Source organism: Acetobacter musti (genome assembly GCF_011516835.1).
GTDB classification, from domain to species: domain Bacteria; phylum Pseudomonadota; class Alphaproteobacteria; order Acetobacterales; family Acetobacteraceae; genus Acetobacter; species Acetobacter musti.
In genome coordinates this window covers 1-21,671 of sequence record NZ_WOTB01000026.1, presented here as the reverse complement: position 1 = coordinate 21,671, position 21,671 = coordinate 1, and the positions used below count along the sequence as shown (strand labels likewise).

The 21,671-nt window shown below is 57.2% G+C and carries 16 protein-coding genes and 1 pseudogene; 10 read left to right on the top strand and 7 right to left on the bottom strand.

Going from position 1 to position 21,671, the window contains the following annotated elements:
* Nucleotides 1-49: 49 nt before the first annotated feature.
* From GOB93_RS15960 to GOB93_RS15920, 9 genes are all read left to right on the top strand, one after another.
* Nucleotides 50-1,837, top strand: a complete 1,788-nt coding sequence (locus GOB93_RS15960; RefSeq protein ID WP_173584494.1) for an aminopeptidase P family protein — start codon at nucleotides 50-52, stop codon at nucleotides 1,835-1,837.
* Between the two features lie 70 nt (nucleotides 1,838-1,907).
* A complete protein-coding gene (locus tag GOB93_RS15955) occupies nucleotides 1,908-2,939 on the top strand; it encodes an isocitrate/isopropylmalate dehydrogenase family protein (RefSeq protein WP_173584493.1) in 1,032 nt (343 codons plus the stop codon).
* A gap of 332 nt (nucleotides 2,940-3,271) precedes the next feature.
* Nucleotides 3,272-3,898: an EAL domain-containing protein gene (locus tag GOB93_RS15950; RefSeq protein ID WP_173584492.1), complete on the top strand. Its 627-nt coding sequence runs from the start codon at nucleotides 3,272-3,274 to the stop codon at nucleotides 3,896-3,898.
* 76 nt (nucleotides 3,899-3,974) lie between these two features.
* The gene (locus GOB93_RS15945; RefSeq protein WP_173584491.1) at nucleotides 3,975-5,264 is read left to right on the top strand and encodes an Hsp70 family protein; all 1,290 of its coding nucleotides are present in this window, start codon (nucleotides 3,975-3,977) and stop codon (nucleotides 5,262-5,264) included.
* A 74-nt stretch (nucleotides 5,265-5,338) separates the two neighbouring features.
* Nucleotides 5,339-6,472, top strand: a complete 1,134-nt coding sequence (locus GOB93_RS15940) for an L-dopachrome tautomerase-related protein (RefSeq protein WP_173584490.1) — start codon at nucleotides 5,339-5,341, stop codon at nucleotides 6,470-6,472.
* A gap of 41 nt (nucleotides 6,473-6,513) precedes the next feature.
* Entirely contained in the window at nucleotides 6,514-7,914 is a 1,401-nt protein-coding gene (gene thrC / locus GOB93_RS15935; RefSeq protein WP_173584489.1) for a threonine synthase, read from the top strand.
* Between the two features lie 39 nt (nucleotides 7,915-7,953).
* Nucleotides 7,954-9,219: a M16 family metallopeptidase gene (locus GOB93_RS15930; protein WP_173584488.1), complete on the top strand. Its 1,266-nt coding sequence runs from the start codon at nucleotides 7,954-7,956 to the stop codon at nucleotides 9,217-9,219.
* On the top strand, nucleotides 9,216-10,559 hold the full coding sequence (locus GOB93_RS15925; protein ID WP_173584487.1) for a TldD/PmbA family protein: 1,344 nt from the start codon (nucleotides 9,216-9,218) through the stop codon (nucleotides 10,557-10,559). The genes GOB93_RS15930 and GOB93_RS15925 overlap by 4 nt, the downstream gene beginning before the upstream one ends.
* A gap of 120 nt (nucleotides 10,560-10,679) precedes the next feature.
* Nucleotides 10,680-11,609 carry a Tim44 domain-containing protein gene (locus GOB93_RS15920; protein WP_173584486.1) on the top strand — a complete coding sequence of 310 codons (930 nt, stop codon included), beginning with the start codon at nucleotides 10,680-10,682 and terminating at the stop codon, nucleotides 11,607-11,609.
* A 74-nt stretch (nucleotides 11,610-11,683) separates the two neighbouring features.
* Here the strand turns inward: GOB93_RS15920 and GOB93_RS15915 are convergent, their stop codons facing one another.
* The 6 genes from GOB93_RS15915 to pheS form a co-directional block, all read right to left on the bottom strand.
* Nucleotides 11,684-12,139, bottom strand: coding sequence for a hypothetical protein (locus tag GOB93_RS15915; protein ID WP_173584485.1), 456 nt, complete (start codon nucleotides 12,137-12,139; stop codon nucleotides 11,684-11,686).
* Nucleotides 12,136-14,118 (bottom strand): protein kinase family protein, encoded by a 1,983-nt coding sequence (locus GOB93_RS15910; RefSeq protein ID WP_173584484.1) that lies wholly within the window; start codon nucleotides 14,116-14,118, stop codon nucleotides 12,136-12,138. The genes GOB93_RS15915 and GOB93_RS15910 overlap by 4 nt, the downstream gene beginning before the upstream one ends.
* A 103-nt stretch (nucleotides 14,119-14,221) precedes the next feature.
* Nucleotides 14,222-15,511, bottom strand: a complete 1,290-nt coding sequence (locus GOB93_RS15905) for an adenylosuccinate synthase (protein ID WP_173584483.1) — start codon at nucleotides 15,509-15,511, stop codon at nucleotides 14,222-14,224.
* A gap of 82 nt (nucleotides 15,512-15,593) precedes the next feature.
* Nucleotides 15,594-16,742: an ATP phosphoribosyltransferase regulatory subunit gene (locus tag GOB93_RS15900; protein WP_408742407.1), complete on the bottom strand. Its 1,149-nt coding sequence runs from the start codon at nucleotides 16,740-16,742 to the stop codon at nucleotides 15,594-15,596.
* A 52-nt stretch (nucleotides 16,743-16,794) separates the two neighbouring features.
* Nucleotides 16,795-19,257, bottom strand: a complete 2,463-nt coding sequence (pheT, locus tag GOB93_RS15895) for a phenylalanine--tRNA ligase subunit beta (RefSeq protein WP_173584482.1) — start codon at nucleotides 19,255-19,257, stop codon at nucleotides 16,795-16,797.
* 3 nt (nucleotides 19,258-19,260) lie between these two features.
* The gene (gene pheS / locus GOB93_RS15890; protein ID WP_173584481.1) at nucleotides 19,261-20,328 is read right to left on the bottom strand and encodes a phenylalanine--tRNA ligase subunit alpha; all 1,068 of its coding nucleotides are present in this window, start codon (nucleotides 20,326-20,328) and stop codon (nucleotides 19,261-19,263) included.
* Nucleotides 20,329-20,571: 243 nt separating this feature from the next.
* Here pheS and GOB93_RS15885 point away from each other — a divergent pair, with 243 nt between their 5' ends.
* The gene (locus GOB93_RS15885; RefSeq protein WP_173584480.1) at nucleotides 20,572-21,582 is read left to right on the top strand and encodes a hypothetical protein; all 1,011 of its coding nucleotides are present in this window, start codon (nucleotides 20,572-20,574) and stop codon (nucleotides 21,580-21,582) included.
* On the opposite strand, the pseudogene GOB93_RS15880 reads toward GOB93_RS15885, so the two are convergent.
* Nucleotides 21,570-21,671: pseudogene (locus tag GOB93_RS15880) on the bottom strand (IS5/IS1182 family transposase); the annotation flags it as partial. The gene GOB93_RS15885 and the pseudogene GOB93_RS15880 overlap by 13 nt on opposite strands.

Below are 21,671 nucleotides of genomic sequence, written 5' to 3'. Positions count from 1 at the left end.
TTTCTGTTTCCGCCGCGGTCCCGCAACTCATTACAGGAAACATCTGCTAATGTCTGATGACACCTTCAGTATACATGCCCGTCTGAACACACTCCGCAGCCTGCTTCGGGCCGAGAAGCTTGATGGTGTCATCGTCCCCCGCAGCGACGAATATCTGGGAGAATATGTCCCCCCCTGCGCTGAACGCCTGGCATGGATCTCCGGATTTACCGGCAGCGCAGGCGTAGCAATCATTCTCGACAGTCGGGCTGCCGTTTTTTCGGATGGACGATACATTACGCAGATGGCCGGACAGGTCGACACTTCTTTGTGGGACTGCCAGCACATAACGGAAGCGCCTCCGCGTGACTGGCTTGCTCAGCACGCTCCTGAAGGAGCGAAGATCGGATATGATCCGCGTGTGATCAGTCGTTCCATGCTTGCATCACTCACGTCAGACCATTTTGAACTTGTTCCGACAGCACGAAATCTGATCGACGCAATATGGACAGATCGCCCGAATCCTCCAGGAGCACAGGCCCTGATCCAGCCGCTCGAATTCGCAGGCGAGAGCAGTGCAGCAAAACGAGGGGCGCTGGCCGATGAACTGATCCGGCAGGATCAGGACGCTGTCGTCATCAGTGATACAACTTCGGTGGCGTGGCTCCTGAACATCCGGGGCAGCGATGTTCCATGCACGCCTGTAGTTCTCAGTTCTGCCCTGCTTTATCGTGATGCCCAGGTTGATCTGTTCATTGCTCCGGCGAAAATCACGGAGGAGGTGCGGACCTGGCTGGGTAACGACGTTACCATCAGGAACCCGGACGAGTTATCCGGTGCACTGGCGGCTCTGAGAGGAAAGACCGTCTCAGTTGATCCTGTGGGAACTCCCGTCTGGTTTGCTCAGAGGCTGGCGGAGGCCGGAGCAACAATTAATGAGGCGAACGATCCCTGCGCTGTTCGCCGTGCAAAGAAAAATCTTGTCGAACAGGAGGGAGCACGAAAAGCTCATCTTCGCGATGCAATAGCCGTATGCAAATTCCTCTGCTGGCTTGATGCGCACGCCATCGGCTTTACGGAGATGGATGCTGTTACGCGCCTGAGAGCTTTCCGGGCTGAAGCGCCTGAGTTTCGCGACGATTCTTTTGACACCATTTCGGCCGCCGGACCGAACGGAGCGATCATGCATTATCGCGTGACCCCTGCAACAAACCGGACCATTGGCGAAAATGCTGTCTATCTCGTCGATAGTGGCGGTCAGTATCCGGACGGCACCACAGATATCACACGCACTATCTGGACGGGGCCGGGCACTCCGCCTGGTGAGCTGAAAGCGGCATTTACGCGTGTTCTCAAAGGGAATCTTCTTCTGGGACGTGCTGTATTTCCTGCAGGCATCGCCGGCCATGCTCTCGACACTCTGGCGCGTTTTTCTCTGTGGCAGGCCAGACTCGATTTCGATCACGGGACAGGACATGGAGTCGGCAGCTATCTCTCAGTGCATGAGGGGCCGCAACGTATCTCGAAAGTTTTCAGCCCGGTCCCGCTTGCTCCCGGAATGATAATTTCAAATGAGCCAGGATATTATCTGCCAGGGTCATTCGGGATTCGCCTCGAAACGCTGCTTCTGGTGACAGAACCGCAGCCCGGACCGGACGGAAAAGCGTTTTTGTCGTTCGAAACACTCACTCTGGCGCCATTTGATAAGCGCATGATTGATCCGGCTATTCTTGGAGAGGAAGACACAGCAGCACTGGATGCCTATCATGCTCACGTTCTTGCGACTGTCGGACCACATCTTCCGGATGAAGTGCGTTCATGGCTGACGCATGCCTGCTCTCCCATCAACAGGAAGTGAAAACACGCGATTGCGCGTCGCGTTCTGAGCCGATGCGAGGCAGAACAGGCGGCGGATGCTTAGGGAGTGTATGATGACAGACAGCAAAACCATCCCCACCACGCTTATTCCGGGCGACGGAATTGGACCCGAGATCACAGAATCCGTGGTCGAAATCCTGGACGCCGTTAACGCCCCGTTTGCATGGGAAAAACATATCGCCGGCATGGCGGCAGTTGATGCCGTCAATGATCCCCTCCCGAAGGACACGATCGACAGCATCCGTAAAACGGGTCTGGCGCTTAAAGGTCCTCTGACAACTCCCGTTGGCGGTGGCTTCAAATCCATCAACGTCACGTTGCGCCAGGAGTTCGGTCTCTACGCAAATCTTCGTCCGACCAAGACGATCATTCCAGGCGGGCGTTACGAGGACATCAACCTTGTTATCGTGCGTGAGAACCTGGAAGGTTACTACGCGGCGATGGAACACACGATTCCGGCCAATGGAGATCCGAAGGGCATCGCACTGAGCGGTGGCTATGTCTCCCGCCAGGAATGCAATCGCATCGTGCGCTTCGCGTTCGATTACGCCGTGAAGAACAACCGTAAAAAAGTGACGCTCGTCCATAAGGCGAACATCATCAAACAGATGTGTGGCATGTTCCTCGAAGAGGGCCGTAAGGTTGCTGAGGAATACAAAGGCCGGGTAGCCGTTGACGAGCGTATCGTGGATGCCTGCTCAATGCAGCTGGTGACCAATCCCTGGCAGTTCGACGTGATTGTCACGACCAATCTTTTTGGTGACATTTTGTCGGATCAGGCGGCCGGTCTTGTCGGTGGTCTCGGTCTCGCCCCTGGCGCCAACATCAGCGATAAAGCTGCTGTCTTTGAAGCCGTGCATGGCTCAGCACCTGACATTGCAGGCAAGGGCATAGCCAATCCGCTGGCCCTTCTGCTCGCCGCGGTCATGATGCTGCGTCATGTCGGCCGGCAGGATCTTGCTGACCGTATCGACAGCGCCATCACATCCGTGATCACCAGCGGGGAAGTCCGCACTGGCGATATGGGTGGAAAGGCAACGACGAAAGACCTGACCGCGGCTCTGAAGCAGAAGCTGGTCTGATCTAAAACATTACATGGCACCCATTACCGGGTGCTTCATGAAAAAATGGCTGTTCCCGGTTTTCGGGAGCAGCTATTTTCAGTTTACAGACCGGACGGACGTCGGAATCCTCCGATATTTACCAGACAGTTACCGGTACAGCGCATGCTCTGTGGCTGACTCGCAGCACGGAGATTTTTTTGCCTGTGACAACCGAACCGGTGTCAGCAGATCCACTAAGACGCAGACTCGCTCGAAGTGCTCTGCCGCGTGCTAAAGACCGAACTAACAATTCCACCCCGGTAATTGCACCGCGATTCGTCCTGTCCACGCTGACCCTGGCCGGGGCAGATATGCTGGCCGAACCGGTCCTGACCTCTGGTCGGACGATGCGCCGTAAGCCACGGGAACCGGTATGGGTCAGTGCACTTACACAGGGCTGCGCCGTCGCCGGGATGCTTCCGGCCCATTTCCGCATCGCATTGCCAGTCGGACATACGGAAATCATTCCGGACGATTTCATTCCGCAACTCACTGCGGCAGTTGCCGAAGCCGAGATCAGCATCGAACGACTCGATCTTGAGTTCAGCGAATCGTGTCTCACAGCGGATACTGATGCGCTTTATTATTCGCTTGCAGCACTCCGGGATCTTGGAGTTGGCCTTGTGCTTTCGGGACTCGGATCAGGACCGACAAGCATGACTCTGTTGCGGGACCGTGTGCTTGCCGGGCTGCTGACCGGTCTCAAACTCGATCGCTATCTTCCGGACCCGTCCCACTGCGAAACCGGACACGTTCTGGCACGCGCGATTGTGCAACTTGGCAGGGATTTTGGTCTGAATACCCGCGCCGAAGGGATCGACAATCCGCAGATGCTCGCGTTCCTGAGGGATATCGGTTGTCAGGAGGGACGTGGAACGGCACTGGGGAAATCTCAGCCAGTTCCGCTTTTCCTTACGTCGCATTTCGGGACATCTTAGTCCCGGTGATGCATTCCGGGAGAGCAGATTCTCTGCTTTCTGGACAAGCCAGCCAAAGACGTCTTATTCGCGCGCCATGACCACACATGCCAGCCAGACCCGGGTCGGGATCGATTTCGGAACTACGAACAGTGTCATAGTCGTCCGGCATCCTGATGGTGCCACTCAGACGATCCGTTTTCAGTTACCTTCCGGGGACACAACTGACACATGCCGGACTCTGCTTGGTATCTGGCTCGATCATGAAGGAAGCCGGCGCATTACCCGACGAGCAGTCGGGGCCAATGCCATTGAAGCCTATCTGGATGATCCGGCCGAAACCAGGCTGGTCATGTCAATGAAATCGTATCTGGCACAATCAAGCTTCCGGGAAACACAGATTTTTGGCCATCGGGTGCCACTTGAAACACTCATTGCCACCTTTCTTCGCGAATTCATGACACAGGCCAGCCTCAATCCCGCAGACTGTGCGGTCACAGTGGGACGACCAGTACAGTTTGTCGGAGACAGCGCCGATGATACGCTTGGAGAGCAACGTCTGCGCGCCGGTTTTACTGAAGCGGGCTTTACGAATGTTTCGGTCATGCTGGAGCCGGAAGCTGCTGGCTGGCGATTCGCACAGCGGCTGGACCGACCAGCGACGGTGCTGGTCGGTGATTTTGGCGGAGGGACGAGCGACTTCTCAGTCATGCGTTTCGATCCGGATTCCAGAGATGCGACGCAGGCTCTCGGCTATGCCGGTGTAGGGCTGGCTGGCGATCAGTTCGATTTCCGGATCGTTGATCATGTTATTTCTCCGCAGCTGGGGCGTGACAGCACTTTCAGTATTATGGGAGGCACACCACTGCCCGTGCCAAAAGAGTGGTACAGCGCACTTGCCAAATGGCATCGCCTCTCCCTGATGCGGACGCCACGAGTGCTGAATGAAATCACAGAAGTCGCCCGCACAGCTTCCGAACCTGACAAGCTCGCAAATCTGATTGAGCTCATCCGTGAGCAAAACGGACAGTCACTCTACACAGCAGTATCAGAGACAAAACGAGCTCTTTCCTCCTCCGAGCAGGCAACCCTGCGATTTTCCCAGCGCGGCATGACAATCGAGCAGGTTGTAACACGGGAAGAATTTGAACAGTGGATTGCGCCGGACATCGACCAGCTCGGCAGAGGGATTGATCTGGCAGTGGAACGCGCCGGACTGAAGCCGGGTCAGATTGACCGGGTGTTTCTCACGGGCGGCACATCGTTTGTTCCCGCAGTCCGACAGTTATTTACCAGCCGCTTTGGGTCCGGACGAGTGGAACTCGGCGGAGAATTTGTGTCCGTCGCGGAGGGGCTGGCTCTCGCTGAAGTGCCGGCAGATGCCTGAGCCTCAGCCGCACGAATCTGCCCCGCAAAGCCCGGGTGTTGCCAGTTACTGACGTCCAGGCGACATAGACTATCATGAAACGCCGGCTTGTTCTCATCCTGTTTTTCCTGGCGGTCGCGGTTGCCGCTGTGCTTCCTGGCCTGGCTGTGCATATGCCGCATAAGCCGGAGGCGACAGCGGCCGATCTGACCCCGGCTCTGACATCGGCGTCACAGATCATCGACGCCGTTATCGTCTTGCCTGATGGGCGTCTGGTTCTTGAGGCTCCCCGCTGGCTGGAAAACTCCCCACCGCAGCTCAGTATCGCCCGCCCCGGAGCATCATCTGAAATAACTCCCTATCCGGATCAGAACTGGAATGCACCGGACGGACAGGTCAGTCAGCATTTCGTTGCGATTACCGGAATGACCCTGACCAGCGATGGTAAACTCTGGGTCGTGGATAGCGGCGTACCGGACCGTGAAAAACCACCAGTTGCTCCCGCCCGTCTGATTTCCATCGACACAACAACGAACCAGGTGAATAAAATTCTCCCGATCCCGGCTTCCGCGCTCCGTCGCGGAAGCATCCTCGGCGGCATTGCTGTTCATGCGCAGACAGCGTACGTGCCCGATTCCGGGGTGGCCGGATTGCTTGCCATTGATCTGCAGACCGGTGAGACGCGCCGCGCACTTGACCGTGTTCAGGCGCTGACCGCCGGACGACCGATCGAGGCGGCAGCGGGTATAGTCAAAGCTCCGGATGGAAAGCCTCTGGCTATCGACGCCAGTCTGATCGCGGTGAGTCCCGATGGAAAATGGCTCTACGTTCAGCCCTATTGCGGCCCGCTTTTCCATATCGCCACTTCTCTTTTCAGCGATCCCGGCTCCACAAGCACCGCGCTGCAGGAAAGCGCGACGCGGTGGTATAAAACTCACTCGCTGGGCGGTCTTACGGTTGGGCCAGACGGAACCCTCTACTGGGCTGATGTGACGACTGGCAGTATCGACAGCTATACTGAAGGTCGTATCCCGCATCATCTGATCACAGATCCGCGCCTGCGCTGGCCCGGCGGACTTTCTCTTTCAGGCGGGTTCTTATATGTGCCCGCCTCGCAACTCGATCAGGCGGCACGGTTCCATAATGGACACAGCATGGTCCGGTGGCCGGTCACAATTTACAAATTCAGAGTGCCCGAAGACGCCACATCCAACGTTCTTCACAAATAGTCCCCCTCCCCGGCCGGGATCAGAGAGGTTATACAACGCGGATGAAATACGTCTCCACGCGCGGACAGGCGCCAGCCCGCTCTTTCTCCGACATCCTGCTTGCCGGCCTTGCCGAAGACGGTGGCCTGTTCATGCCAGAGGCATGGCCACAATTCACCGCCGACGAGTGGCGAAGCATGCGTGGCCTTCCCTACGCGGCACTGGCAGCACGTGTCATGGCGCCTTTCATGGCGGGATCAATCAATCCGGCAACGCTGCTGCACCTCTGCGAGGAGGCTTACGCAAATTTTGACCACTCGGCCATTGTCCCGCTTTTACAGATTGAAGACGGTCTGTTCGTTCAGGAACTGTTCCACGGTCCAACCCTGGCCTTCAAAGACATGGCGATGCAGTTGCTGGGCAGGCTGTTTGACCATGTTCTGACCGAGCGGAATGAGCGGGTGACTATCGTTGGTGCAACCTCCGGCGATACGGGGTCAGCGGCGATCGAGGCATTCAAAGGGCGTGAGCGTCTGTCCGTTGTCATCCTGCATCCCGAAGGGCGTACTTCCGATGTTCAGCGCCGGCAAATGACGACCGTACTGGACGCGAACATTACTAATCTGGCCGTTCAGGGAACATTCGACGACTGTCAGGATCTGGTGAAGGCGATGTTTGCGGACACAGCCTTCCGCGAGGATATGCGCCTTTCCGCTGTAAATTCGATCAACTGGGCAAGGATCGCCGCGCAGATTCCTTATTATGTTTACGCAGCCCTGTCGCTGGGAGCACCTGACCGCGAAGTATCATTCGCCGTACCGACTGGTAATTTCGGCAATATCCTTGCTGCCTGGGCGGCACGGAAAATGGGACTGCCGGTAAGGCATCTGTGTGTCGGTTCAAACAGGAACGATATTCTCACGCGGTTTCTTAACGCTAACGATATGACGGCGCACACGGTTGTACCGAGCCTTTCCCCTTCCATGGACATCCAGGTGTCCTCGAATTTCGAGCGCCTTCTGTTCGAGTTTCTTGGTCGTGATGCAAAGGCCTGCGCGGCATTGATGACCGGTTTCCGTCAAACCGGGAAAATGGATGTACCCGACACCGTCTGGGCGTCCATCCACGGGCTTTTTTCTGGTCTGGCCCTTGATGATGAGGCAACGACTTCCGAAATCCGTGAGGTGCATCAGAAAAGCCAGTACCTCGCGGACCCGCACACAGTCATCGGTATCGCAGCCGGTCGGAAATTCCGTCATCCGGGCGTTCCGATGGTTGCTATGGCGACGGCTCATCCGGCGAAATTTCCGGATGCCATACGGGCAGCAACGGGGATTTTTCCGGCTCTGCCGCCTTCCCTTGCGGATCTGTTCGATCGCGAAGAGCGTTTCCGTGTCGTTCCAAATGTCATCGAGGCTGTTGAGGACGCCGTCCGCTCCGGCGTTCTCGCTAATAATCACTGATCTTCACCGGCGTCTTTCCGCCACGTCTTCAGGACCAGCATGACCGATCCTATTCAACAGACCCGACTTCCTTCCGGCCTGACCGTCGTGACTGAGCGCATGGAGCGCGTCGAGACCGTATCGTTCGGCGCGTATGTAGCGACGGGCACCAGGAACGAACGTCCTGAAGAAAATGGTGTGTCGCACTTCCTTGAACATATGGCATTCAAAGGTACGGCGACGCGGTCCGCGGCACAGATCGCGGAGGAAATCGAGAATGTCGGCGGCCATATCAATGCTTACACCGCCCGGGAACAGACCGCGTATTATGTCAAGCTTCTGAAAGAAGATCTGCCGCTCGGCATCGATATCATTGGCGACATTCTGACACATTCAGCCTTCGCACCGGAAGAGGTCGAGCGCGAACGCGGTGTGATCCTTCAGGAAATCGGCCAGGCGAACGATACTCCTGACGACATCATTTTCGATCATTTCCAGGAAACTGCATTTGGTGCCCAGCCTATGGGACTGCCCACTCTGGGGACGGATGCCCTGATCAGGGAGATGAGCCGGGATACGCTCATGTCCTACATGAAGGCCCATTACACCCCGACGAATATGGTCGTTGCCGCCGCCGGTAATCTCGAACATGACGCGGTTGTGGACATGGTCGCCCGCCATTTTGAGGATCTGCCCGCAGTGCAGGTACCGGACAGAATGCCAGGCCGATACACAGGAGGTGAGTTCCGCCGCGAGAAGGATCTGGACCAGGCCCATATCGTACTGGGTTTTCCATCAGTAGGTTTCGGCGATCCGGACTATTACGCCGTACTGCTGCTTTCCACCGTTCTCGGCGGAGGCATGTCGTCACGCCTGTTCCAGGAAATCCGTGAGAAGCGCGGACTGGTTTACTCTGTATATTCCTTTGCCTCGCCGTTCCTTGATGGTGGCCTGTTTGGAATTTACGCGGGCACAGGTCAGAAAGAAGCGGCAGAACTTGTCCCTGTGACGCTGGCTGAACTGCAGAAAATCCAGTCTCATGTCGGTAATGATGAATTATCCCGCGCCCGGGCGCAGCTCAAGTCTTCTCTGCTCATGTCACTGGAGAGCACCGGTAGCCGTTGCGAGCAGATTGCACGCCAGCTCCAGATATTTGGTCGTCTGATTCCTGTCGAAGAAACAGTTGGAAAGATCAACGCCGTGACACCCGGCGATGTCTGTCGGGCAGCATCACGCATATTCCGTGCGCAACCGACCCTGGCGACACTTGGTCCGATTGCTGGCGTCATGTCTCTTAACTCGCTTCAGGAACGGCTTGCCGCATGAGCGTGTCTCCTCTCGCACTCGCCTGTGATCTTGTTGACCGGGCGTGCAAAAAGGGTGCCGATGCAGCGGACGCGGTCTATGTCGGCAGCACGTCGCTTGGCGTCGGCGTCAGAAACGGGACAACAGAAGAGCTCGAACGTTCCGAGACTACGGATCTTGGGCTCCGGGTCTTTCGCGGCAAACGGTCCGCTATCGTTTCCACATCGACACTTGATCCCCACGGCTTTGACGCGCTCGTGGAACAGGCTCTCTCAATGGCACAGGTTCTTCCCGAAGACCTACATGCCGGCCTTCCTGACGATGCCCCTCTTATCGGGCGCTCTGAAACAAATGCCCTCGACCTGATCGACCCTGTGGAGCCCGATGCCGCTATGCTCCTTGAACGCGCCCGACGCGCGGAGAATGCGGCCCGGTCAGTCAGGGGAGTGACAAACTCGGCCGGCGCAAATGCAGGCTGGGGACGAAGTCTGGTGGCGCTGGCGAGTTCGCAGGGTGTCGCGGGAAGTTATTCACGCACGAGTCATTCCGTGTCGATGAGCGCGCTTGCGGGGCAAGGGACCGGCATGCAGCGCGACTACGATTACCATTCTGCTGTGTATCTGTCGGATCTGGACGACCCGGAAGTCATTGGCGCGAGTGCCGGACAGAAAGCTGTCAGTCGTCTCAATCCGGTTCGGCCCCGGACCGGAACGCTGACTGTCGTTTTTGCTCCGCGCGTAGCCAGCAGCCTGCTTGGCCATTTTTCATCTGCGATCAGTGGTACTGCGATTTCCCGCGGCACTTCATTTCTGAAAACAAAAATGGGCGAGCGGATTTTCTCTGCGGGAGTGACTGTGACGGATGATTCGTCGTGGAAGCGAGGCCTGCGGTCGCGGCCTTTTGACGGGGAAGGTGTTATCGGGCGAAAACTTGAACTGGTGAGTGGTGGTATCCTGCAGAGCTGGCTTCTGGACAGCCGCAGTGCCCGGCAACTTGGCCTTCAGACGAATGGCAGAGCTTCTCGTGGCACCTCATCGCCCCCTGCCCCTGGTACTACCAACCTTTTCTTCGAACCCGGAACGGTGTCGCCTGCCGATCTGATGTCCGATATTTCTGAAGGTCTGTATGTAACTGAAATGATGGGCTCAGCGGTGAACGGGCTGACCGGGGACTACAGTCGAGGTGCATCGGGTTTTATGATCCGGAACGGACAGATCGCTGAGCCTGTTGCGGAATTCACAGTCGCCGGCAATCTTCTGGACATGTTCGGGCGGCTACAATTGGCAGATGACCTGTTGTTTCGCTTCGGCACGAATGCTCCGACGATCCGGATTGATGCAATGAGCATTGCCGGAAACTGACACCGGTCTCATCCGTAATCAGGCTATTATGATATGCCTGATACTGAAACCGGCAACTGCGAAAAGCTTCAGCGGGACTGCCGATTTGTTGTGATTAACAGGAGATTTACTCTGCCCGCCATGAAACGTACCGTCTTCTGCTCCGCAGCCGTTCTGGCTATACTGCTGGCGCTTTCCACCGGACCGGCTCACGCAAGGCCCGGTGAAGGCGGATCGATGGGTAGCCGCGGCAGCCGGACCTGGTCGGCACCTGCTCCGACACGGACTTCGCCATATGGCGCTTCGCCGATGGAGCGATCCATCGCTCCCCGTCCCTCGCCAGGCTACAACAACGGATACAATTCGCCCTATCTGAGGAACGGGATGGGAATGGCGCCTGTCCGCCATCCATTTCTGACCGGCTTTGCTGGTGGGCTGCTTGGGGCTGGCCTGTTCGGTCTGTTGTCCGGACACGGCCTGTTCGGTGGCGTGCATGGTCTGTTCGGTCTCGTCGGTCTGCTTATTCAGATTGCCCTGGCAATCCTGGTCATCCGATGGCTGGCAGGATTGTTTATGCGTAACAGGAATAGTGGCGCTCCACCTTCATCGGGACCGGCGTTCCCAACGGCAAGGACTGGTTTTCCCTCGGGGAGCCCGGCCGCCAGCCTGCAGATCGGGCCACAGGATTATCAGGCTTTCCAGCAATTGCTGCTGAATGTTCAGGCGGCCTGGAGCCAGCAAAACATTCAGGCTCTGCAGGGAATGGCGACGCCTGAGATGACAGGTTATTTCAATCAGCAATTAGCAGCGCTAACCAGCCGCGGAGAACGCAATATTGTCTCTGATGTCAGATTTATTCAGGGCGATCTGTCCGAATCATGGACCGAAAACGGCTACGATTATGCGACAGTAGCAATGCGTTATAGTCTGATTGATCTGACAACGGACATGACCGGACGGGTCGTAGCCGGCAGTTCTACCGATCCGGTAACGGTGACAGAATTGTGGACATTCATCCGCCCTTCTCGTGGCGGAAGCTGGCTTCTGTCCGCAATTCAGCAAGGTCGTTAGCAACAGCTGATGTAATTTCCTCCGGACAATACAAATCTGTAATGCCCGGAGGAAATACTTTTGACGAGCCGGGATCAGGCAGATGTCTCGGGGACTGATGAATCCTCAGCCCATTCATCCTGCAATTCTTTAAGACGTGCGGCGATTTCTGCCTTTCTGGCGCGAGCCTGATACTGTCTGATGAATTTTGCTGACAGCAGCGCCATTTCAAGTACGAACCATCCGGCTCCTGCCGCAAGCCATCCGGCAATGCTTGTCATCGGGTTCAGTAGCAGTGATACGGCAGTATCAAGCGATCCGTCTTCGTTCCACAATAAATGCAGCGGGTGGACGAGCGCAGCAAATTCGTAAGGCAGCATCATCTGAACCATCGCCTGAGAGCGTGACGCGTCGGTCATATATACCATGATAAGAGGTAGCAGCAGGACACCGGTCAGAAGAGAGTAGCCGGGCAGCCAGGCAAGAGCGGCGCCGCAGACCAGTCCGTGACTCCATTTCATCGGCAATCCACGTCTCACGAGAGATGTCACAACGCAATCTCCAGACACAATGACGCAATTGCCGAGACTGCTCCGACTGCAATCGCGACACGGAACATCTCGGCCCGCATTCCCGGAGGAACGTCCGCTGACTGCTGCGTAAGGTTCGCCTGAGCGATTTCCAGGGTTCTGGCTTCACGTCGTGCGACAAGCCAAGCTTCCCGGTCTTTTGCCACCGCTGCGGCATCATTCAGAAGCTCGAACATTCTGACGAGATCTCCGGCTTCCGCTGCGCCAGCCAGATCTTCACCGCGCCGTGTTCTCGTCGTGCGGCTTCGCCATTGCTTCAGTGACGAGGTAAGATGCGGAAGAAGTTTTCTGGCAATTCCAGGCAATGGTCCTGTCACATACAGATGCTGTAACTTTGCCAGAACTCTCAGATCGGAAGCCCATGCAGAGGCATCTTTTCCTGCAATGTCATCAAAATAATCCACCAGACCGTTTCTGTGAGAACACGCAAACAGAAAGGCCGTCATGTAAGGATCGAGCAAACCCGGAACACCTGGCTGATCGACGTTCTGACCTGCATTCAGCCACTGAAGGAGCGCCCACGCGACCGAAAAGCGTTTATCTGCGCAACGGGATGACAGGCAGGCCTGGAACGGATTGAGAAAATAAGCGAGCCGGATCACATCCGCCGGCTTTCCGACGTCCGCCTGTCTGATCGCCATCTGAACCTGCTGACACGCCATCGCCTGCCCTTCCACGACAGACAACTGGGCAAAGCGGGCTAGCTTGCCTCCCTGTCCGACGGCCACAAGCGCAGATCCCAGATCAACGGGAAAGGTGCTGGCTCCGGATGCGGCCGCTGCCGAGAGATGCCCGATCGCATCGGGCCAGAACCAGAGACCGTCCCAGAACATCGGCAATGACGGGTCGAGGACTGCAATAATCTCCATCAGAGTAAGAGGAGAAAGAGATGAATCTCCCGATACCGCACCATCTTTAGCGATTACACCGAGGCGACTGGCTGCCTGTGTCAGACCCAGTTCGTGCGACAGCCAGCGTTCTACGACCCCACGCCGAAAAAGCCCGGTAAACTCCGTCTGGTAGCGAGCTGCGTACCATGCCAGTTCCCGGGTCGTATGTACATTAACGGGTCCGATCTGAACCGGGATCGCAGCCGCCGCCTGCCGCCGGGCAACAAATCCTTTACGATCGGCGGCGTTCAGCAGATCCCGTGGAGCAGGCCGGGCGGAAGGGTCGTCGGAAAGCATTGCTGCCAGAAGAGACATGATGTCAGGCGACAAAGTAAGTTGCCCCGCAAGCACAGCAAAACTGCTCCGTGCCATACGTTCTTCGGTAAACGCTCCTGGCTGCTCGTCACCATAGGGTCTGCATCCTCCCAGGAGCCATGCAGCCAGTGCTCCCAGCGAAAATACATCATCGGCTGTCGTCCCGTTTCCACGGGCAGCCGGAACGCAGATGACAGACGACAGTGACTCAAACCGGTCGGGCTGAAAAATGGCCGGGGGAGATGCGAGCCCCGGTCCCAGCCGGACGGAAAAGCGGCCACCCGGATCAAACACATTATCAGGACGAATCGCACGATGCGTAAATCCGGCCTCTTTATACGTATGAAGAACCGCCGCAATCGGTTCGATCACTCTTTCAAGAACGGATATCTCAGACCAGGTCGATCCCTCCGTCAGCGCCGGCCCTGGAGGGGCATCACAGACAAGCCAGACAGAACCGCTGGCTTCGTCCAGAGCATGGACTGTCAGAAGGTGAGGAGAACGAACTCTCGCCATCTTCTGTGCATTCGCGCGCGCAGGATAAAGAGCGGGAGGAGCGAGAGCTACGACACCTGAATGAGCCGATAACGTATCATGCGCGACATACGCCGGACATCTCGCAAGTTCGGGGAGCGTATGTGTTGTTTCAACGACATATCGCCCCTCGATCGTGATGCGGGTGCTGCTTTCTTCTTCCGGGTGCTCCACATCCGCAGCAAAATCGGCGTCCGCCATAGCTGTCCTTCACGCATTTATGAACGCGATCAGGATACCAGCGAGCTCTTAAAGGATTGCTTACGGACTCACCCGAAGCGGCGCTGCTTCCTTCCGTATCGGATCAGGAATCGAACGGATCACGCATCAGAATCGTATCGTCGCGTTCAGGGCTGGTAGAGAGCAATGTGACGGGAGTCTCAACAAGCTCTTCGATTCTCCGGATGTATTTGATCGCCTGCGCGGGCAGATCCGCCCAGCTTCTCGCGCCGCGCGTTGACTCTTTCCATCCTTCGAGCTTTTCGAAAACCGGTCTGACGCGCGTCTGCGCAGCAGGCCCCGCCGGAAAACGTCTGACAACTTCTCCATCAAGTTCGTAACCGACACAGACCTGAATTTCTTCCAGTCCGTCCAGAACATCCAGTTTGGTCAGAGCAAGGCCATCGACACCACCCACACGCGCCGCGTGCCGGACAAGCACAGCGTCAAACCAGCCGCAGCGACGCGGCCTTCCTGTCACCGTGCCGAATTCATGGCCACGTTCACCCAGCGTACGTCCGGTGACATCATGCAGCTCACTGGGGAATGGTCCTTCCCCGACACGGGTTGTGTACGCTTTTGCGATCCCGAGCACGAAGCCAGCGGCGGAAGGAGCCATGCCGGCGCCCGTCCCGGCATTGGATGCGACTGTGTTGGAGCTCGTAACAAACGGGTATGTCCCGTGATCGACATCAAGCATAACGGCCTGCGCTCCTTCAAACAGGATGCGCTTTCCGGCTTTACGCTGTTCTTCCAGCAGATCCGCAACGGGCGCCATATAAGGCAGCACGCGCGGCGCGATCTCATTCAGAAACGCTAGAAGATCCGCCTTTTCAAATGTTTCAGCGCCAAGTCCTGCAAGCAGCGTGTTATGATGCAAAAGAAGTTCGTCGAGCTTCCAGTCCAGTGTCTCGGGTTCGGCCAGATCGCACAGACGAATGGCGCGCCGGGCGACCTTATCTTCGTATGCCGGACCAATACCACGCCCCGTTGTTCCGATTTTCCTTTCTCCACGCGCGGCTTCCCGCGCCCGGTCAAGCGCACCATGCAAAGGCAGGATCAGCGGAACATTTTCCGCAATCTTCAGTGTTTCAGGTGAGACTGACAGACCTTTCTCCGTCACGCGGCCAATTTCGGCCAGCAGCGCTTCCGGATCGACCACCACCCCATTGCCAATCACGCCAAGCTTGCCGCGGACAAGTCCCGAAGGCAGCAGCGACAGCTTATAAACCTGTTCACCGACCACGAGCGTATGGCCTGCATTGTGTCCCCCCTGGAACCGCACCACGACATCGGCGCGGCTGGCCAGCCAGTCGACAATCTTTCCTTTGCCTTCATCGCCCCACTGGGCGCCGATAACGGTGACGTTTGACATGACGCAGATTCTCCGGCGATGAGTTCAGAATGATGCCTTCGGGCAGGCTGGCACACAAATAGTCAGGCTGTAATGCTGACCGTCATCCGAGCGAAATGAGCCTGTCAGCACTGGCTATGGAAGAACAGGTCAGACGTCGGGCTTCCTCTTCAGGGTGCCGGTGCGGTTCAAGAGCGGCGACTGTCACATATCCTGCTTCACGCAGGGCTTTCGCGACATGGAAGTCCGTGCCGAACGGGATATAGACTCTCTCCGGAAGCTTTCCGCGAGGCGCCGCCCGAAAAACAGCGTCCGGCCGGAAGGTGAGACCACAGGCCGGCTCATTGTCGTTGCACAGATAACGGCCGCCGCGTCCCAGTTCTTCACCGCTTTCAAGCGCATAAACAGTGACACATACGCCGGTATGATACTTCCAGCCGCGAAACTCCACCGGATCGACCGTCAGTTGCAGTCCCGGAAGTCTTGCACGAATAGCATCAACGGAGGCTTTCAGCCGGTTGCTGAACGGACGGGTCACCGAAGGAAGATCGGCAGCGTTCAGAGCTTCGAGTGCCTGATCAGCCGGGCCCGCAGCACTGAGAAGCGCGATCAGCGTATCTGCTATTGGGCCGCCATAAGCCGCGACGGCGGTCGCATCCTTACGATCCAGGGCATGCATCAGGGCTGTTTTCGCTGCGCCGGACAATCCGGCCTGTTCAATCAGCGACGGAGCCAGGGGGGGCATCGTCACGTCAAAAGACACAGCCGTAACGCCGAGACATGCGAGCGCCTCAGCTGCGATGCCGACGACCTCAGCATCGGCTTCGACACTGTCCGGACCTATCAGCTCAATTCCGGCCTGTCCGATCTGCCGTTCATTCTGACCGGCGCTGCCATTGCCAGCAATCACCGACTGTCCGGCGTAAGATAAACGAAGAGGTCTCGGAGCCGCATGGAGCCGCGTTGCGGCAATCCGGGCGATCTGAGGTGTGATATCCGGACGGAGCGCCATCATTCTGCGCGTGTCGGGATCCATCAGCCGAAAGGTCTGATCGGCGAGTACGGCGCCTGCCCCTCCCAGAAGCGTATCCTCAAACTCCAGCAACGGCGGCGCCACGCGCTCATAGCCGTGGCTCGCAAAAACTGACAGGAGTGTCTCGGTTCCGCTGGCCTCTGCCTGCGCGTCCAGAGGCAGACGATCAACGAACCCGGACGGAAGAAGGGCCGGTGAAGGGAGCTGTTCACTCATCATAACGCGCTCATATCACCCTGTGTGCCGCACGTCATGTCCGGCAGTTTCCACATCATGAGCGCAGGGTCGCGTTTGTCGCCCTGAACACGGCGGCAACAATTTTCTCTGAAACCTCCTCGATCCCGGCATCTGTCAGACTGGTATCGTGCGGCTGCAACGTGACTTCGATTCCTATGGATTTCTGCCCGTCAGGAAGCTTACTGTCTTCATAGATATCAAAAAGCGAGACAGAAGTTATCAAAGTCCGTTCTGCCCCTCTTGCGGCCCGCAGCACAGCTTCGACCGGCGTGTCACGTTCGGCAAGGAATGCAAAATCGCGACGGACCGGCTGGAGAGCGGACAGATCCGGCGCGGCTTTGCGACGGCGCTTCGGGTCGCCGATCAGATCGGGGAAAACCTCGAATGCGACGACCGGCGCATCAAACCCGGCATCCCGTAACAATGAGGGATGCAGTTCTCCAAATGCCGCCAGCACCGTTTTGGGACCAAGGCGCAGCACTCCTGAACGACCGGGATGATACCAGGCGGGTGCTTCGGTGGCTGTGGTCAGCGCGTCGGGAGAGATACCGAGAGACAGCAGAACGTCAGTCGCGTCTGCTTTCGCTGTGAGGAACGTCATCGTCTCCCCGGCTTCTCCGGGTCTGCGCGGAGACCTGCCTGCACGCAGACCGGCCGCAATCGTCGTCTGACCATCTTCGGCAAAACCGGCTCCAATCTCAAACAGTGCCAGATCGGGCCAGCCGCGCGCTGTATTGCGCCGTGCTGCGGCGAGAAGCCCGGGCAGCGGTGTCGGGCGCATCTGATCAAGATCGGCGGCGATCGGATTCAGTAATCTCAGAGATTCCGGAGCAGGCCCGAATTTTTCTGCCTCATCGTGAGCCACGAAGGAGAAGCCGATCGTCTCCATAAGACCGCGTGCTGCGAGCACCCGACGCGCCAGTGCCACACGCGCACGAGCCGGCGTCATTGCAGCACCGGGCACGACGGAAACAGGCGGCAGGGGGACAGCCGCAATCTGATCCAGCCCCCTGATACGCAGGATCTCCTCGATCAGATCACATTCCGGCTCAATCCGGGCAACTGACTTTTCGAGGGTCATGCACCGCTCGGCGGAGAGTGTGGAAGCAGGATCGAGGACAACCGGCTGCGCGACGTCGTTGCGCCATGACGGCACAGCGACAGTCACCGAAACCTCATCACGGGACTTCGCCTCGAAACCAAGATGACCAAGGATTTCCACAGCTTCGTCCTGGCCAATCTCAAGACCGCCAAGAGCGGCAATCCGCTCAAAACGCAGTTTCGCGTTCCGCTGCCAGTGCGGCTGTGCGCCAGCGGAAACCACGTTGCTGGCTTCGCCACCACAGAGGTCCATGATCAGGCGGGTCGCAGCCTCTAGGGCCGCTACAGGCATGGCCTGATCTACGCCACGTTCAAAACGATATCGCGCATCAGAACTGATTCCGAGGCGGCGTCCGGTCAGGGCGATATGCACCGGATCGAACAGGGCGCACTCGACAAACACATCGGTCGTGTCGTCCGTAACCTGGGTTTCCGCTCCCCCCATGATGCCTGCCACCGACTGCACTCCCGCGCCATCGGCGATCACACAGTCTTCGGCCGTGACGATATAATCTTTTCCGTCGAGGGCCCGGATTGTCTCGTTAGCTCCTCTGCAGATCGTCAGGGTATCTCCCTTTATCCGCCTGGCATCAAAGACGTGCAGTGGTCGTCCAAGGTCAAAAGTGAACAGATTGGTAATGTCGACAAGCGCGGAGACTGAACGCAGTCCGATGGATTCCAGTCTGTCACGCAGCCATTGCGGGGCTGGACCGTTTTTTACATCTCGAACCATCCGGCCCAGCACCCATGGACACGCTTCCGGATAGCTGATGCTCCAGCGGAGCGGAGACTCGAAAGTGCCTTCGACCGTATCGGCGAGAAACGGTCTGAGATTACCGAGACCGGCAGCCGCCAGATCGCGCGCGATCCCGTACACCGAAAGAGCATCGCCACGATTGGGGGTAATCGCTATCTCGATCACTGTATCGTCGAGACCCGCGAAATCCGCGTATGATTCGCCAGGAAGAGTATCCTCGGGAAGTTCCGCGATACCGCCCGTTTCCTGCCCAAGTCCCAGTTCGCGCAGTGAACAGAGCATTCCGCCGCTGACTTCGCCGCGGATTTTCCCCGCTTTTATAGTTGTGTCCAGCCCAGGAACGTATGTGCCGGGCGGAGCAAAAATTACGGCGATACCCGCACGTGCGTTAGGCGCACCGCAGACAACCTGCACCTCGCCAGTTTCCGGACCGGTATCGACTTTGCACACCTGAAGCCTGTCGGCATTGGGATGTCGGACAGCCTCGATGATGCGGGCGGTCCGGAACGGTTCGAGCTGAGCGCCCAGCTGTTCCACATGTTCGACTTCAAGCCCTATGCGATTCAGCGTGGCACATATTTCACCAACCGTAGCGGTAGTTTCGAGATGATCATGCAGCCAGGACAGCGTGAATTTCATGAATCAGAATCCCTCGTGCAGCAGAGCAGGTGTCAGCGGATCAGTTCCGTAATGCTGCAGCCATCGTACGTCACTTTCATAAAACGAACGGAGGTCCGGAATCCCATTCTTCAGCATCGAGAGACGTTCGATGCCCATGCCAAAGGCAAAGCCCTGCCATTCTTCCGGATCGAGACCGCAATTCGCCAGAACGCGGGGATGGACCATGCCGGCACCCAGGACTTCCAGCCAGTCCTCTCCTCCTCCGATTTCTCCTGTTTTGCGTGACCAGCCGATATCAACTTCCATGGAAGGTTCGGTAAACGGAAAATAGGACGCACGAAAACGAACAGGCAAAGCGGGCTTGCCAAAAAAGACACGCAGGAATTCGATCAGACAGCCTTTCAGGTGCCCGAGCGTGATATTCCTGTCGACTACCAGTCCTTCACACTGATGAAACATCGGAGAATGGGTGGCGTCATGATCCGCACGGTAGGTGCGGCCAGGCGCTATGATACGGATCGGAGGCTCGTTGCCGAGCATCGTGCGTATCTGTACGCCTGAAGTCTGTGTTCTGAGTACCCGGTTACGACCATCAGCCTCCGCCGGAAGGTAAAACGTATCATGATCCGTGCGGGCGGAATGATGTTCCGGCGTGTTCAGCGCGGAAAAATTATGCCAGTCGGTTTCTATGTCCGGACCTTCCGCAATCGCGAACCCCATTGCTCCGAAAATTGCGGTTATTTCTTCCACTGCCTGACTGACCGGGTGAATTCCGCCCCGCCTGCCCGTAGGGACCGGAACGGATATGTCCACACATTCGGCAATGAGCCGGGCATCGAGAGCCGCCGCCTCAAGCTCATCTCCTCTGGCTTCGATCGCACGAGTGAGTTCATCACGCAGGCGGTTGAGCTGCGCGCCCCGTAGTTTGCGCTCGCTCGCATCCATGCGACCAAGCTGCTTCAGCAAGCCTGTAAGGCGGCCGGATTTTCCCAGTACGCTGACACGGATCTCATCCCACTGACGATGGCCCGACGCCGCAGCAAGTGCATCCAGACACTCCTGCCGAAGAATACTGACATCGTCGCTCATGTGACCTCGCCCACGTAGTGTGCCCGTCAGGGCTGCCGTTATTCCATGGGCGGATAGCCGCTTCGCAGGCCGGAGAAAACCCCCGGACTGACGGACCAGATGCCGGAGACGCGGAGCTATCCGTCATATCCCGTTTCATCCCGCCAGGTGGAGACGGGGTAATATCTGCTCCCGTGCACGCAGAGTCTGCGACAGATATTTAACGACACTTTCAATTTTACTTCCCTGAACCAGCAGGACATAATGACAGAGAATTTTTCACGGGCACTCCCGAAAACGCAGGATCGGGATCTCAAATATCGTTTTCTGATGACGCCCGGACGGCGGTTCTTCTTCGGAATAGCAGCGGCATGTCTGATACCATTTAATCCTGCCTGCCTCGCAGCATCTGTATTTACAGTACCGGAAATCAGCGGCACGACGATCGTCTCGGGAACAAACCAGACACTCGCCGGCGTCGTCAGCGCGGCCCAGCAGAACACGACCTCCATCAATTCGGTCTCGGCCTCCGTCGATCAGATATATTCCATGGCATTGTCTGCTCTTCAGGCGTCGGAACTGGGTTTACCTGACGGTCCCGCGGCACTGGATTCAACCGGTTCGCTGACATCCCCGCTCGCCACGACCATTTCGACAGCAAGCGATTATGAAACAATCGGCTGGAACGATGCAATTACATGGACCGTCAATACCGGAACCGCAGTTCAGGAAGCAAATCCCAAGATTGCATTTAATCACCGATGGATGATGGATAACAATACTGTCGATGATTACATGCCGGCAAATCATCTGCGTCTTGGCGGCTCGCAGGAGTTCGATGGCGTCCCTCTTTTCGTCCATAATATTCCGTATGGCGAAGGCAATATGGGTATTGTCGAGGGCGTTTATATGCAGTCAGAAAACATGCGTGGTTCGATAGCGGGCGTCGGCGTCGGGGACGCTAATGGCATTGCCAATTACGATAATTTTGATGCCGTCGCGCGATATACCTATGCAGGTCCGAGCTCACCGTATTTCATCACGACCGGAACGGCTGTCACGGCACCGGATGGTCTGACACATATTCCGACCTTCACCACCTGGGGTGCCACGTTTGCAAATCCCCTGCCGCAGAAATGGTCTGACTGGATCATATCCCACAACCATGCGCGAATGATGACCAACGAAATCGGAGTCAGCTCTGGTGCAATCAGAACTTATGCTGGCGTTTTGACTGGTTATACCACTAACTCTAGAGGGTGTTATGCACCTTGAGCGAGTATAGCGGCGTTTCTGAGCATGAAACATGCGAAAGCGACGACATGGAGACTTGCGAGGGTTGAAGCGTAACGCTCGTAGTCCTT